Annotated in this window: 13 protein-coding genes and 1 pseudogene; 9 read left to right on the forward strand and 5 right to left on the reverse strand. The window is 57.1% G+C overall.

The genetic code is table 11. The features are described from left to right. Window positions 1–66 precede the first annotated feature (66 nt). Window positions 67–1,092 carry an ABC transporter substrate-binding protein gene (locus MFF62_RS27430; RefSeq protein ID WP_238266432.1) on the reverse strand — a complete coding sequence of 342 codons (1,026 nt, stop codon included), beginning with the start codon at window positions 1,090–1,092 and terminating at the stop codon, window positions 67–69. A gap of 599 nt (window positions 1,093–1,691) precedes the next feature. On the opposite strand from MFF62_RS27430, the gene MFF62_RS27435 reads away from it, so the two are divergent. The 4 genes from MFF62_RS27435 (at window position 1,692) to argE (ending at window position 5,097) form a co-directional block, all read left to right on the forward strand. Next, window positions 1,692–2,105, forward strand: coding sequence for a RidA family protein (locus tag MFF62_RS27435; RefSeq protein WP_238266433.1), 414 nt, complete (start codon window positions 1,692–1,694; stop codon window positions 2,103–2,105). 6 nt (window positions 2,106–2,111) lie between these two features. Then, on the forward strand, window positions 2,112–2,783 hold the full coding sequence (locus tag MFF62_RS27440; RefSeq protein ID WP_238266435.1) for a DUF1028 domain-containing protein: 672 nt from the start codon (window positions 2,112–2,114) through the stop codon (window positions 2,781–2,783). Window positions 2,784–2,890: 107 nt separating this feature from the next. Further along, entirely contained in the window at window positions 2,891–3,880 is a 990-nt protein-coding gene (locus MFF62_RS27445; protein WP_238266437.1) for a LysR family transcriptional regulator, read from the forward strand. A gap of 41 nt (window positions 3,881–3,921) precedes the next feature. Beyond that, window positions 3,922–5,097, forward strand: coding sequence for an acetylornithine deacetylase (gene argE, locus MFF62_RS27450; RefSeq protein ID WP_238266439.1), 1,176 nt, complete (start codon window positions 3,922–3,924; stop codon window positions 5,095–5,097). Between the two features lie 62 nt (window positions 5,098–5,159). Here argE and MFF62_RS27455 read toward each other — a convergent pair whose 3' ends face one another. Both MFF62_RS27455 and MFF62_RS27460 read right to left on the reverse strand, forming a co-directional pair. After that, complete coding sequence (locus MFF62_RS27455) at window positions 5,160–6,302, reverse strand: alpha-hydroxy acid oxidase (RefSeq protein WP_238266441.1); 1,143 nt, start codon at window positions 6,300–6,302, stop codon at window positions 5,160–5,162. Between the two features lie 100 nt (window positions 6,303–6,402). Next, window positions 6,403–7,656: a flavin-containing monooxygenase gene (locus MFF62_RS27460; protein ID WP_238266442.1), complete on the reverse strand. Its 1,254-nt coding sequence runs from the start codon at window positions 7,654–7,656 to the stop codon at window positions 6,403–6,405. A gap of 398 nt (window positions 7,657–8,054) precedes the next feature. Between MFF62_RS27460 and MFF62_RS27465 the strand changes: the two genes are divergently transcribed. The 5 genes from MFF62_RS27465 (at window position 8,055) to MFF62_RS27485 (ending at window position 12,436) form a co-directional block, all read left to right on the forward strand. Beyond that, window positions 8,055–9,218 carry an ABC transporter ATP-binding protein gene (locus MFF62_RS27465; RefSeq protein WP_238266443.1) on the forward strand — a complete coding sequence of 388 codons (1,164 nt, stop codon included), beginning with the start codon at window positions 8,055–8,057 and terminating at the stop codon, window positions 9,216–9,218. 81 nt (window positions 9,219–9,299) lie between these two features. Continuing rightward, on the forward strand, window positions 9,300–10,295 hold the full coding sequence (locus tag MFF62_RS27470; RefSeq protein ID WP_238266444.1) for an NAD(P)H-quinone oxidoreductase: 996 nt from the start codon (window positions 9,300–9,302) through the stop codon (window positions 10,293–10,295). Window positions 10,296–10,297: 2 nt separating this feature from the next. Continuing rightward, entirely contained in the window at window positions 10,298–10,918 is a 621-nt protein-coding gene (locus MFF62_RS27475; protein ID WP_238266445.1) for a glutathione S-transferase, read from the forward strand. A 17-nt stretch (window positions 10,919–10,935) separates the two neighbouring features. Continuing rightward, window positions 10,936–11,397 carry a type II 3-dehydroquinate dehydratase gene (locus tag MFF62_RS27480; protein ID WP_238266446.1) on the forward strand — a complete coding sequence of 154 codons (462 nt, stop codon included), beginning with the start codon at window positions 10,936–10,938 and terminating at the stop codon, window positions 11,395–11,397. 82 nt (window positions 11,398–11,479) lie between these two features. Continuing rightward, window positions 11,480–12,436 carry a 2-hydroxyacid dehydrogenase gene (locus tag MFF62_RS27485; RefSeq protein ID WP_238266447.1) on the forward strand — a complete coding sequence of 319 codons (957 nt, stop codon included), beginning with the start codon at window positions 11,480–11,482 and terminating at the stop codon, window positions 12,434–12,436. A 220-nt stretch (window positions 12,437–12,656) separates the two neighbouring features. Here the strand turns inward: MFF62_RS27485 and MFF62_RS27490 are convergent, their stop codons facing one another. Together MFF62_RS27490 and MFF62_RS27495 are read right to left on the reverse strand one after the other, a co-directional pair. Then, the gene (locus tag MFF62_RS27490) at window positions 12,657–12,962 is read right to left on the reverse strand and encodes a hypothetical protein (RefSeq protein WP_238266448.1); all 306 of its coding nucleotides are present in this window, start codon (window positions 12,960–12,962) and stop codon (window positions 12,657–12,659) included. Between the two features lie 260 nt (window positions 12,963–13,222). Beyond that, window positions 13,223–13,397: pseudogene (locus MFF62_RS27495) on the reverse strand (IS30 family transposase); the annotation flags it as partial.

The following is a 13,397-nucleotide window of genomic DNA, read 5'->3' on the forward strand; positions in this document are numbered from 1 at the left end:
GATCAATCAGCAAGGGAGATGGGCGAAGGTGCATTGCCTCCCCCCTCCAAAAGCTCCGGACCGACGTCAGTTCATGACATTTTCGGTAAACCACTTTCGCCATTCCGCTGTCTTCTCTGCGCGCAGCTTGTTGTCAACCACAATGGCCTTGTCCCACTGCTCCTTCGTTGTGAACACTCCGGGCAGCTTTGCGTCTTCAGGCGAAACCTTGGCGTCGTCAATGACGGGGCTCGCTTTCTTCAAAGCCACGATCTTCGATTGAACTTCTGGAGACAAGGCGATGTTCATGAACTTGTACGCCAAATCAGCCTTGGTAGATCCCTTGGTGATGGCCATGGTATCCACGCCGAGCACAGGGCCTTCCTTTGGTGTGGCCAACTTGATAGGCACGCCCTGGCTAACCATGTGATACGCGTTGATCGACAAGATGACCTGCACTGGCGTTTCGCCCGAAGCGATCAATTGCTGCGCATTGGCATCATTGGTGTAGAACGCCTTGAAGTTGGGTCTTAGGGACTTCAGTTTCTCCTGACCTTTCTCCCAGTTGGCCGCGTCGCCGCCAGCCAGCATCGCCGAAACCGCGACCACATGGCTCGGATCGAAATCTGGCACGCCAATCTTTCCTTTCAGAGCCGGATTCCAAAGGTCGTTCCAGCTATCGAACTTGATGCTCGGCGGCACCAAATCTGGACGATAGCCGATGGTATAGACGTACGCCCAGCTACCGATGTGATACGGGCTGATTTTCGCGCGATCCACAAGATGCTTGTAGTTTGGGATCTTGCTCGTATCCAGCTTCTCGAAGAGATTCCCGTTGACGTAGAGCCAGCCAACGTGAGAAGTCGTGAAGGTAACGTCGCTCTCTGGCTTGGTAGCAAGCTTCGCCTTGTTCAGACGGTCAATGGTTCCGCCGGTGATGTACTTTACCGGCACGCCGGTTTGCCGCGTGAATTCCTTGCCGATGCTCTCATCGATGAGGTCACGGAAACTCCCCCCCCAAGTGCTCACCACCAATGCGTCTTGTGCGTGGACTGCCGTACTACCGACCGCTGCGGAGATGGCGAAACATGTCAGAACTTTTCGAAGCTCCATTTAAACCTCCTATTGAATATCCATCTGTTAAAACTGGCAATTACCTCAAATACGATTTTTAAAAAGCATCTTCCCGACCTAAGGAAGTTTCGGGTCGCATCGGCGGACTCCTCACGCGTTGCGAATTGGCGCTGGCGACGCGACTAGCAATGTGTACACGGCGTCGTACGGGCCCCGAGGGAATTCCCTAATACGGGGCTTAATCCCGCAAGTGAATCTCTTCATGTGCCACGCTGGTGCAACGCAACATAACGGCCAACGCTGCGCGTACTGGTTCGGTGCAACACAATAGCCACAACGTCGGTATCGACCGCGACGCCATGTCATCCAAGCTCTGAACCAATGATGTAAAAGTCCTACGGCGCGGCCAAGTCGGCTTTTTTGTAGGGGTGCCTCGCATTTTCCGAGGGGGAGCAAGAGTTGCCACGCCGCCTGGAACAGACTAGCGGCCAGCGGCGGGTCGGTGGTATTCGGAAATTCCTAAACGGTCAGCCGGAAAATAAAAATGGTGCTGACGGGCTTCGCGAACGACCATGCGTTCAGGGGAGCAGCATCGCCCCAAACGTCCCGTGTCCAATTGAATCAAGCCGAGATCGATCATGAAGCATACCCGCATCCGCACCTTCAACACGAAAGTTACCTACCCCGAACAGAATCTGAACAACGACCTCTGCCAGGCTGTCGTTGCGCGAGGCAGTACCGTGTTCTTGCGAGGGCAGATCGGCCAAAATCTCGACACCTCAGAGAGCGTATGCATTGGCGACGTCGCCGGACAAGCCGAGCAGGCTATGTCCAACATTTCCATGCTGCTCAAGGAAGCCGGCGGAGAGCTGGAGGACATCTGCAAGATCACGATCTACATCATCGACCCGCGCTACCGTGAGCCGGTGTATCGCGTCGTGGGTGAATGGCTGAAGGGTGTCTTCCCAGTTTCGACCGGCATCGTCGTATCCGCTCTGGCTCGTCCTGAATGGCTGGTCGAGATTGACGCCACCGCTGTTATCCCGGACTGAATCGCCATGACCTTCTCCATCATCGCTCGATGCCCCGCCACCGGGCAGTTTGGCGCTGCAGTCGCGTCCTCGTCACCAGCAGTGGCCTCGCGTTGCATTCGGGGACGCAAGGGCGTTGGCGCAGCGGCAAGCCAGAACATTACTGACCCAGACCTTGGCCCCCTCGCCCTGGACCTGCTATCCAACGGCCTCACGCCTGAACGCGTGCTCGCTGAGCTGCAGAAGCGCCCCAACATCGATTATCGGCAGCTGATGGTCATCGACGCACATAACACACCAGTAGTGTTCACGGGCGCCAAGGCGCTGGGCACCCTGGCAAGCGTCGTCGGCTCCCATGCCGCTTGCGCAGGCAACATGCTAGCAACGCGTGACGTGCCGCAAGCCATGCTGTCAGCGTTCGAGGAAACCGAGGGAGTGCTCGCGGAACGGCTAATGCAGGCCATGCTTGCCGGCCAGGCCGCTGGCGGCGAAGAAGGCCCAGTTCACTCCGCAGGCTTATTGGTGTATGACATGCAGAACTGGCCTGTCGTCGATCTGCGCCTTGACTGGGTCGAAAGCGATCCGGTCGAAGCACTCTATGCGGTCTGGCAAGTGTATGCGCCGCAACAGAAAGACTATGTCAAGCGGGCACTTGACCCCAGTGCCGCGCCTAGTTTTGGGGTTCCAGGAGATCGCTGAGAGGAGCGACGCATTGAACGACAGCGGGAAAGTGCCGACTGGATGTCGGTATCGAAAGGGCATACGTTCCAGTACACTGGACCGGCCCCCTCTTTATCAATCTCGACATGCTCAATCGCATTTCCCTACGTCAGATGGAGTATTTCGTCGCAACGGCGAAGCATGGCAGCATCGCCGCTGCGTCGGCGAAAATCCACATCTCCTCGCCCTCGATTTCCGCGGCCATCGCACATATCGAGGCCGAACTTGGCGCGCAGCTTTTCGTTCGCCATCCCTCCAAAGGAATTGGTCTGACCACCATTGGTACGTTAGTCCTGCAACATTGCGAGGACATGCTCGGACGGTCGACCCAACTCTATGAGATCGCGTCGGATTCGAGTGATGTCATCCAAGGCACTTTACGAGTGGGCATCTTTCAGTCACTCACAGCCATGATTGCGCCCGAGATCATCTTTGGCTTTGCACGTGCCTTCAAGAAAGTCGACGTGCAGATGGTCGAGGGCAACCAGGAGGTCTTGATGAACAAGCTCCATGCGTTAGAGCTCGACATGGCTATAACTTACGACTTACGCCTGGAAGATGACATCCAGTTCGAGAGCCTTGCGACGTTGCCTCCGTATGTCCTGGTGAGCGAGGTCCACCCCTTGGCACAGCAAAAAATCGTTTCCTTCGAAGAACTGGCGCCCGAACCTTACGTGTTGCTCGATATGCCGATGAGCCGCGACTACTTCGCCTCGCTGTTTGAGAAGGCTGGTGTGACACCGAACATCGCAGCACGTTCGCAGTCCACTGACGTGGTCCGTTCCTTGGTTGCAAACGGCATCGGCTACGCGTTTTTCAACATTCGCCCGAAGTCTGATCAGTCGCTTGATGGGAAACGAACGGCGCGTGTCCGCCTTGCGGGCACACATCGCCCAATGCTTCTCGGGCTGGCAACTTACAAGCCGATGAAGCAATCCAGATTGACAAGAATCTTCATGGAGCGCTGTCGCTCCTATATCTCCGATCAGTACATACCCGGAATGAGCGCCCCCAGCTTCTTCGACCCCCATATGGCGGACACTCCCCATCAAAGTCAGGAAGCATCTGCTTCGTAGATAAATCCGTAGGCGGAAAAACGCCATCGAAAAGGACGGAGATGGATCATCGAACCCCCTCCCCAAGCGTCACCTTACTGGAGGCACTCATTGCTTTCCCCTCGGTCTCTCTCACGCCAAACATCGCGCTGATCCGCAAAGTTCAGGAGATCCTAGCGAACGCCGGTATCGCTTCGACACTCGCACCTGATCCGCAAGATCCCAGTCGATCCAATTTGTTTGCGACTATCGGTCCGGCCGGCGTTCCCGGGGTTCTGCTCTCAGGTCACACCGATGTCGTACCGGTGGAAGGCCAGCCGTGGACTTCGCCCCCTTTTGAGGCAACCCACCGCGACGGTCGCATCTACGGACGCGGCACAGCTGATATGAAAGGCTTTGTCGCCTGCGCTGTCACAGCCATGGTGGCAGCTGCTCGGCGACCGCTCCAGCGTCCCTTGCAGTTGGCACTGTCTTTCGATGAGGAAATCGGCTGCGTTGGTGTACGCCATCTGCTTCGCCGTCTGGAGAACAGCTTACCAGCACCCTATCTGTGCATCGTCGGCGAGCCGACTCTGATGCGGATCGGCACCGGTCACAAGGGCAAGGCCGCCTACCGGGCGATATGCTGCGGCCAGGCGGGCCACTCAGGTTTGGCGCCTAGATTCTTCAACGCCATTCATATGGCCAGCGATCTGGTCGCATCACTACGGGACGTTCAGCGTGAATTGGCCGAGACCGGTCCACGTGATGACGGCTATGGCGTACCCTACAGCACGGTTCACGCCGGCGTAATCCAAGGGGGCCGTGCGTTGAATATCGTGCCTAGTGAATGTGAAGTCAGGTTCGAAATTCGTAACGTCTCGGACGATAGCCCCAAAATAATCCTGAAACGCATACTGGAGCGTCTAGAGGAGCGGGTAAACAATGAGGCGATGAATCCGGAGGCACCCTTGCCGGAGATCCAGATGACCAACAGTTACCCAAGCCTGAACACCTCCGAGAATTCATCTGGAGTCAAGCTCCTCGCCTCACTACTCCCTCCAGGCACTCCCTGCGCCAAAGTCGACTATGGCAGCGAGGGCGGATTGTTCCAGCAAAGCTGGAACGAAACGCCCGTGTTGATCTGCGGACCAGGAAGCATTGAAGTCGCTCACAAGGCCGACGAGTATGTGGATATCGCGCAGATCGAAGCGTGCGACCGCATGCTGGCAGGTCTCATCGATTTTCTCTGTGAATGAATCCGGGCTACCTAGTCAACGCCCGAACTGCACCGAAAAGACGCTATCTCGCATAGCGTCTGTCACTTCGACAGCAATATGCTGCGATCCACCGTTTGTATATCGGTCTTCCCGCAGAACGCCATGGAGAGATCGAGTTCGTTGTGAATGATGTTCAGGGCCGTGGTGACACCCCGTTCACCTAAGGCGCCCAGGCCATACATCATCGCGCGGCCAATATACGTGCCCCGCGCACCAAGCGCGACTGCTTTGAGCACATCTTGCCCCGAGCGGATACCGCCATCCATGTGGACTTCCACCCGACTCCCAACGGCATCCACGATGCGCGGTAACGTGGAAATCGATGACGCCGCGCCGTCCAATTGTCGGCCGCCGTGGTTTGACACGATGACGGCATCGGCACCGCTTTCCACCGCAAGTCGCGCATCCTCGGGATCTTGGATTCCCTTTACAATCAGCTTCCCTCCCCATCTCTGCTTGATCCATTCGACATCCTGCCAGGACAAGCGCGGATCGAACTGCTCCTGAGTCCACTCCACCAGCGATCCAATATTGTCGACACCTTTAGCGTGTCCGAGGATATTGCCGAACTGACGGTGTTTGGTTGCCAGCATGCCCATGCACCACCGCGGCTTGCTCGCCATATTCAGAAGGTTGCGCACGGTCGGCTTAGGCGGCGTGGACAGGCCGTTCTTCTTGTCCTTGTGCCGTTGGCCGAAGACCTGTAGGTCCATCGTGATCACGAGCGCTGAGCAGTTGGCAGTCTTGGCGCGGTCAATCAGGTTTGCGACGAACTCTCTGTCGCGCAGCACGTACAGTTGGAACCAGAACGGATGGCGGCCCGTTGCTTCTGCCACTGCCTCTAGCGAGCAGATACTCATCGTGGACAAAGTAAATGGGATGCCGTGCTGCTTGGCCGCGCGCGCGGCCAATATCTCTCCATCAGCGTGCTGCATGCCCGTCAATCCGGTCGGCGCGATCGCGACCGGCATACTGACCGACTGGCCCACCATCGTGCTGGCCGTGCTGCGTCTAGTGATGTCGACTGCCACACGCTGGCGGAACTCTATGCGTTGAAAGTCCGCCTCATTGGCACGATACGTGTATTCGGTCCACGACCCGCCGTCAACATAGTCGTAGAACATACGCGGTACGCGCTTTTTCGCCAGGATGCGCAGGTCTTCAATGCACGTCATCTCGCCCATAGAAATTCCCCCGATAGAAGAAAAAGAGCTGCCCGCGATCAGGCAGCTCGTCCAAGAGTTCACTACGGATGACAATCACCATACTGCCTTACCGGCAGCGTCATGAGCGCTCGTAGGTCATGTAACCGTTCTGGAGGACGATGTGGTCAGCGATGTACTTGGCATCGTGCCAAACACCGTAAATAAACGAGGACGCTCGATTGACTAAGTTCGGAAGGCCGAGGAAGTAGACACCACTTTCCGCGGAGATTCCGCGCTTGTGGAAAGGATCACCCTTTTCGTCAAACGCGTTCTTCACGTTGAGCCAGTTGAAATTGAACTTGAAGCCCGTGGCCCAGAGGATCGACGTGATGCCAGCTTCAGCCAAATTGAGGCTGAGAATGGGATTCTTGAGGCAATCCGGATCCGACAGCAACTCCCAGGCGTCGGGTTCTGGGGGAAAGGCAAGCCCGTTCTCTTCGATATAGGCATCCGCTTCGCGTAGCACGTCAAAGTAGGCGCGGTCGCCCTCGGCGATGTTCTCTGGAAGGCCTGGCTCGAAGCTCATAACCCCATTCTCGTAGGATTGGGTCAGACCGACCAATTTGATGCCCGAATGCGCCAGACGGCGGAAGTCAACGGTCTTCCCCCCCTCATATCCGCTCACGGCGAAGGCGACGTGTGCCTTCTTCGGTCGGATTTTCACTTCATCCCACAGACCGAGCGCGCCGAGCCACCAGCAGTAGTCACGGCCCCGGTACGCGCGCGGCGGACGGTAATGCTCGCCGACTGAGAGATAAACCGTCTTGCCTGCCTGGCGCAACTCTTCTGCAATCTGTGAGCCGGAAGCGCCGGCGCCCACCACGAGCACTCCGCCTTCCGCCAGTTGACCTGGATTCTTGTAGCCGGAGGAATGAAGTTGCTGGATCTTCTCGCTATCAGGCACGATTTTCGGATAGGCGGGTGTCTGAAACGGGCCGGTTGCCGCAACAACGTTCTGGGCCTCAAATACGCCGTCTGATGTCGTAATCATGAAGCCGGGCCGTCCCTGGTGCCGTTCCACCTTCCTGACTTCTACCCCCGTCCGGACGGGAGCCTTCAGCATCGCAGCGTAAGCCTCGAAATACTGGGCCATACGCTCTTTTGAAGGAAAGGTTTCTGGGGAAATCCCCTCGAACTTCATCCCGGGGAAACGGTCATGCCACGCTGGCCCATTCGCGACCAGAGAATCCCAGCGCTCCGAGCGCCAGCGCTCTGCGATACGACTTCGCTCCAGCACAACGTGCTGCACGCCCATCTGCGCTAGATGTTCACTCATCGCGATGCCTGCCTGGCCAGCACCGACCACCACCGTGTTGAATTTTTCAACTGACATTTGATTTCCCTAAGAATAGTCGCCCGGTCAGTCGCACCGGCACGGACACATCGACAGTCAGGCGTTACTCGCGCCGTTGAGACATCACTCATCGATGGAGTCAGTTTGATAAAGGCACCGACATTTGAGAATCACGTTTTTCAGACTCATGACTTAGGAAAAAGTAAAGATCCGACCAAAAGGCGCCCAGCCATCCTTCCGTGCCATGCACCACAATGTCTCTCTACACGCGCCGCGCGCTCGGCGAAAGCCTTTAGTTTTTTCCGAGGGACATCATCGGTTTCTGCAAAGACTCGATCCAAGTGGTTTGCCTTATTCTGAATGTCAGTACCAGCACGGCCTCGATGCCATGAGGCCAACGCTTGGAGCTCGGCATACTTCTCACTCTCCGCACAACTATGAACGTAGCCAACGCAGCGCCTGTCGTGCAGTCCCATCACGTACAGCCACACCTTGTACAGCCCCCCACTGCAGTGAGCCTGGAACGGGTGGTCAAGAAGTATCACGATCATGTCGTGCTGCACGAGCTCTCGCTGAAGATACAATCCGGTGAGTTCCTTACCCTGCTGGGTCCATCCGGCTGCGGAAAAACCACGCTCCTCAACCTTATCGCCGGCTTTGCCGAAGCCGATACCGGTGAGATATTCATCAATGGCCTGCCGGTGACGTCCGAGCCCCCGCACAAGCGGCAGATCGGCATCGTCTTTCAGAATTACGCGCTCTTTCCCCACATGACTGTCGAGCGCAACATTGGCTACGGCTTGCGGATGAGAGGTGTTGGCAAGGACGAAATCGCACAGCGTGTAAATCAAGCGATGGAGTTGGTGAAGCTCCATGGCCTTGGGCACCGCAAGCCGCGAGAACTCTCGGGCGGTCAGCAGCAGCGCGTGGCACTTGCACGAGCGCTCGTGATTCAGCCGAAAGTGCTTTTGCTCGATGAGCCCTTCTCGGCTCTGGACAAGAACCTGCGTGGCTCGATGCAGGTGGAAATTCGGGAAATCCAGCGCCGCCTGGGCTTGACCACCGTATTCGTGACGCACGACCAGGGCGAGGCGCTGGCCATGTCAGACCGGATCGCCGTGATGTCGAACGGCGTCATCAAGCAGATCGCGCCGCCGGCCGAGCTATATCAGAACCCGCAAGACCCGTTTGTGGCATCGTTCCTGGGGGACGTCAACATCCTGCCAGGGCACTTCCACGGACAAACGGCAACGGATGTGCAACTGCGTCTGGGGTCTGGGCTGATCAGCTTTCCACATGCTCGCCTCGCTGACACATCGCATGACGGTGAAAGGCTGGACGTGTACGTACGCCCGGAACACATCAGGCTTGAGAATCTGCATCCCGGATCGGTGTTAAGCGGCACGGTTATCCACCACGTCTATCAAGGCGACCACATCAATACGTACGTCGATGTCGACATTCCAACGACTGCACGTCAGATCGTCACAGTGCGCAGTGCCGGCCTGAAAGCCATACAGCAATGGCCCATCGGCTCGGTCGCTGGACTGGCAATACCTGATGAGGGTGTCAGCATTTTTAGCCCGCAGAAGCGCGCGTAACAAAAAAAGGCAAGATCGACCCAGAAGGCACACGACAACTCGGCCTGAGAGAACCTACAAATGCCCAGTCTCCCCAGCTCCATGCAAGCCATTATTGCCCGTGAACCGGGTGACGCCAGCGTATTGACGCTGGCCGAGCGACCCGTACCCGAACCCGGAGCTGGCGAAGTCCTGCTGCGCGTACGTGCCGCCGGCGTCAACCGCCCTGACATCATGCAGCGCCAAGGTATCGCGAAGCCCGCTCCCGGCGTCACTGACGTGCTCGGCCTTGAAGTGTGCGGCGAAGTAGTTGCCTGCGGTCCTGGGGTGGACCGCCAGCTTATGGGGCAGCGGCTGATGAGTCTCGTTCCCGGCGGTGGCTACGCACCTTGGTGTACGGCGCCGGTAGATCAGTCCTTCATTGCGCCAACCGCTCTTTCCGACGTCGAGGCTGCAGCATTGCCTGAAGGGCTGTTCACCGTATGGCACAACCTATTCGAGTTAGGGCGCCTGACCATGGGCGAAACTGTTCTCATCCACGGTGCAGCGGGCGGCATCGGCACCCTTGCCATCCAATTGGCACACGCAGCCGGCGCGACGATTATCGTCACCGATAACGATGAGACCCGTTTCCCAGAACTGCGTAGCATGGGAGCTGATGCGACGATCCATTGGCCGACGACCGATTTCGCAGAGGCCTGCATGAAGTACACCGATGCGCGCGGCGTCGATGTGGTACTCGATATCGTCGGCGGCGAGTATGTCCGCCGCAATCTTTCGGTCACGGCATTCGGCGGTCGCCATGTCAGCCTGTCCTTCATGCAGGGATCAGCGGTCAATGTGGAGTTGCTGACGCTGATGCAGCGCCAGGTCAGCCTGCACTCGTCCACCATGCGGCCGCAGAGTCATTACGAAAAGACCAGAATGGCCCACAGCCTTCGTCGCCATGTCATCCCGCTGCTGAACAACGCACGGGTCAAGCCGCGCATCCATACCACCTTCCCGCTTGCGGAGGCCGTCGCGTCCCACCAGTTGCTGGAAAGCGGCACGGTCTTCGGCAAGCTGGTTCTGATCCCCGAGAACCTGCCTTCCAACTAAGCATGCTGAAACTTCTCTTTGCTCCAACTTCGCCGTTCGTGCGTAAGGTCATGGTCTGCGCACACTTGACTGGACAGGTCGAGCACATCGAGTTGCTGGACAGCGCCGCCCATCCGGTGCGGCGCGATCCGCGCATCGCGGCCCACAATCCTCTGGCCAAAGTCCCGACGTTGATACTGGAGGATGGCCACGCTTTGTACGATAGCCGGGTCATTTGTGAATATCTGGCGAGCCGAGCAAACGCGCCTGGCATCTTCCCCCCCGCCAACCATGCCAGGTGGGCTGCACTGAACCGCCAAGCGCTGGGCGATGGGCTTCTTGATGCCGCACTCCTCGCGCGCTACGAAAGAACGGCGCGTCCCGAGGAGGTCCAATGGCCTACGTGGCGTGACGCGTTGCTTAAGAAAGTGCACGCCTGCCTCGATTCGATCGACGCCATTGCGCCGGAGCTAGCAGTAGAAGATCCCACCATCGGCGATATCACGATTGGCTGCGCGCTGGGTTATCTGGACTTTCGGTATCCCGAAATCGAATGGCGCTCCCAATACGGCAACGCGGCACGCTGGGACGAGGCGTTCCAAAAGCTGCCCGCCATGCAGGCCACACGCCCCCATGAAGGTTAAGATATAGAGGCTAGAACGTGAGCAAAAAAATCTCCATTTGGTTTCTGAACGGCCCAAACGCCAATCTTTACGGCCTGGACGCCAACAAGACGTACGGCAGCGACAGTTTTCCAGTCTTGCAGTCACGATGCGAAAAAAAGGCCGCGTCCCTGAACGCCGATCTTCGCTTCCTTCAGTCCAACTACGAGGGACAATTGGTCGATTGGATTCAGGAAGCACGGGGCGTGGCGGACGGTATTGTCATCAATGCGGCCGGCCTGACCTACTCGTCGGTTCCGATCCTCGATGCCTTGCTGGCGTTTCCGGGAAAAATCATCGAGACCCATATGAGCAACATCTGGAAGCGCGAGCCCTTCCGCCATCACTCCTACATCTCCAAAGTGGCGCATGGTGTGATAGCCGGGCTGGGAGGCGACGGCTACGAATTTGCCATCGAGGCTATCACGCGGCTGGTACAGCAGGATAGAACAGCGGTCTGATCGCCCAGATGCTGACGCGGAGTGACGGCAGGTTGTAGTCTGCCTCCATCCTTACCATCTTTTTCTCAATGCGGTTGTCAAGATGACGATATCTGAAGCCACTCCATCGGGCGCGATGGCCTTCTACAGCGCATTCGACGACTTTGATACCTGGAAGCGCGCTCTCCAGGCCCAGCTCCCGAAGCTGGAGGTTATACATTCGAGCGAAATCACGCGCCCCGCCGATATTCACTATGTGCTCGCGTGGAAGCCGCCGCAAGATTTCTTCTCGGGGATGACGAACCTGCGGCTAATCGTCAATCTTGGGGCGGGGGTCGACTCATTGGTTCAGCGGCGAGACCTTCCTCCAGGTATCCCGATTACCCGGCTTGCGGATCCGCAGATGGCTCGCATGATGGCAGGTTTCGTATTGTTCTCTGTGCTGCGACACGCCCGCGACATCCCTTATTTCGAGCAAGCACAACGACGGGGTGAGTGGGCATACCGTCATCCACGTTCGCCGGAAGACATTCGCGTTGCGGTTCTGGGTCTCGGTCAGCTGGGCGCGAAGGCGGCGCACGAACTGCAACGCCAAGGATTCAAGGTGCTTGGCTGGTCGCGTAGCGCCGCACAAATCGAGGGGGTGGAGTGCCTTTCGGGGTTGGATACGCTCGACACCGTTCTCGAACAGGCGGATATCGTCGTCGTCATGCTTCCGCTAACGCCTCAGACAATTGGCATTCTGGATCGCAGGCGACTGGAGCGGCTGCCCCGCGGGGCAGCCTTCATCAATGTTGCCCGGGGCGCCCTAGTTAGCCAAGCCGCGCTGACAGACCTGCTCCAGAGTGGCCACATCGGTGGCGCAACGCTGGATGTATTCGAGCGCGAGCCTTTGCCCGCGGAGGACCCGCTATGGAGCATGCCTAACGTTTTAATCACCCCTCACCTGGCTTCGGTGGCCATCCCGTCATCTGCGGCAAGACAGATTGCGGAGAACATTATTCGCGTTTCCGGCGATAAATCGCCAGACAACATCGTCGATCCCGCACGCGGATACTAAGGCATAGATGGCCGAGAACGGCCAGATTCGGCCATTGGACTTTGGTCGGCGAACGTCCGCTGTGGAGTGACGAAGCGACGTTGACCAGGACTGCGATCGCTCTTATGTACGGTCTCTATTGAACGTGACACCCATTCATAATAAATTGAGCAGGCGGCAACGCACTGTTCACTCGTCGATATACAAGCCTACGGTGTAACTCTAAAATTGCTTCCTCACCCTATCGTTCGTAATCTACGAAAAACAAGCCAAGCTCGGCTTCCAGCTTCTCAGCTAATTCTTGCGCCTCCATATGTGACGTAACTAAGACGTCTTCGAGGCCGTATATGAAATCACCCGATTCATCCACCTGAGTCATCGAGATGACTTTTAGCTTTCCGAGAAGATCGGCGAAAAAATTCCGTCCGCTAAGCAGGTCAACGACGTCTCCAACGTTAGGGCATGATTGAACGTCAATGCTACCGGTCACGCTTCCATACGCCGTAGTTGGTGAATAGAATATGCTGAAATCGATATCAATCTTCATGATTAAAGAGGAGCTCCAGGAGTCAACAAAGTCATAGCCGCCGTTGTTTCTGCGGACATATCGCAGCCTATTTTCCTCCCCAGAAAAATCATGGCCCATATGTTTGAAATTCGGCCGTCCAGATCATCGGCGTGGCCCATCCACGTCGTATTGGTTCCAGTCACGGCCGGATTTGGGGTGTTGTATGCATACTTATACAGGACAGCTTAGTCTCTAGTATCAAGTGCAACACCCGTGATGAGGTAGGGCGGTCTCAAGAGTCAAGTGCAACGTTTAGCTAGTTTTTCGGCTTCCAGTTCCTTGGCCATTGCCTCTTCAGGCGTATCCCAGCCGAGTGTTTGACGTGGCCGTCCGTTGAGCAATTTGGCAATAGCGTTGAGCTGGGTCTGTGTGACCTGCGAAAGATCTGTGCCCTTAGGCAAAAACTGACGCAAC

It is taken from the genome of Cupriavidus pauculus (assembly GCF_022179805.1).
Taxonomy (GTDB): domain Bacteria; phylum Pseudomonadota; class Gammaproteobacteria; order Burkholderiales; family Burkholderiaceae; genus Cupriavidus; species Cupriavidus pauculus_E.

Excerpts from the sequence above, each read along its gene's own strand:
- MFF62_RS27490 (WP_238266448.1), bottom strand. The coding sequence starts at position 12,962 with ATGAAGATTGATATCGATTTCAGCATATTCTATTCACCAACTACGGCG.
- MFF62_RS27470 (WP_238266444.1), top strand. The coding sequence starts at position 9,300 with ATGCAAGCCATTATTGCCCGTGAACCGGGTGACGCCAGCGTATTGACG.
- MFF62_RS27435 (WP_238266433.1), top strand. The coding sequence starts at position 1,692 with ATGAAGCATACCCGCATCCGCACCTTCAACACGAAAGTTACCTACCCC.
- MFF62_RS27465 (WP_238266443.1), top strand. The coding sequence starts at position 8,055 with ATGAACGTAGCCAACGCAGCGCCTGTCGTGCAGTCCCATCACGTACAG.
- MFF62_RS27475 (WP_238266445.1), top strand. The coding sequence starts at position 10,298 with ATGCTGAAACTTCTCTTTGCTCCAACTTCGCCGTTCGTGCGTAAGGTC.
- MFF62_RS27445 (WP_238266437.1), top strand. The coding sequence starts at position 2,891 with ATGCTCAATCGCATTTCCCTACGTCAGATGGAGTATTTCGTCGCAACG.
- MFF62_RS27440 (WP_238266435.1), top strand. The coding sequence starts at position 2,112 with ATGACCTTCTCCATCATCGCTCGATGCCCCGCCACCGGGCAGTTTGGC.
- argE (WP_238266439.1), top strand. The coding sequence starts at position 3,922 with ATGGATCATCGAACCCCCTCCCCAAGCGTCACCTTACTGGAGGCACTC.
- MFF62_RS27455 (WP_238266441.1), bottom strand. The coding sequence starts at position 6,302 with ATGGGCGAGATGACGTGCATTGAAGACCTGCGCATCCTGGCGAAAAAG.
- MFF62_RS27460 (WP_238266442.1), bottom strand. The coding sequence starts at position 7,656 with ATGTCAGTTGAAAAATTCAACACGGTGGTGGTCGGTGCTGGCCAGGCA.
- MFF62_RS27430 (WP_238266432.1), bottom strand. The coding sequence starts at position 1,092 with ATGGAGCTTCGAAAAGTTCTGACATGTTTCGCCATCTCCGCAGCGGTC.
- MFF62_RS27485 (WP_238266447.1), top strand. The coding sequence starts at position 11,480 with ATGACGATATCTGAAGCCACTCCATCGGGCGCGATGGCCTTCTACAGC.